The sequence below is a fragment of the Burkholderia sp. LMU1-1-1.1 genome (assembly GCF_040675865.1).
Classification (GTDB): Bacteria; Pseudomonadota; Gammaproteobacteria; order Burkholderiales; family Burkholderiaceae_D; genus Rugamonas.
This window is the reverse complement of the sequence record NZ_JBEGHG010000075.1, coordinates 1-251: the sequence shown is the minus strand read 5'-3', so window position 1 is coordinate 251 and position 251 is coordinate 1. Positions and strand designations below refer to the sequence as shown.

The 251-nt window shown below is 49.0% G+C and carries 1 rRNA gene; it reads left to right on the top strand.

What is annotated here, in order from left to right:
* Window positions 1-251 (top strand): 23S ribosomal RNA (locus MRBLMU1_RS32755); the annotation flags it as partial.

The window sequence follows — 251 nt, the reverse complement described above, 5'->3', positions numbered from 1 at the left end:
GCGAACTGAAACATCTAAGTAGCTGCAGGAAAATAAATCAACCGAGATTCCCAAAGTAGTGGCGAGCGAAATGGGAAGAGCCTGCACGTTTTAGCATGACGCATAACAGAATCCTCTGGAAATAGGAGCCATAGCGGGTGATAGCCCCGTATGTGAAATGCGATGTGTGGAACTAAGCGTGCGACAAGTAGGGCGGGACACGAGAAATCCTGTCTGAATATGGGGGGACCATCCTCCAAGGCTAAATACTC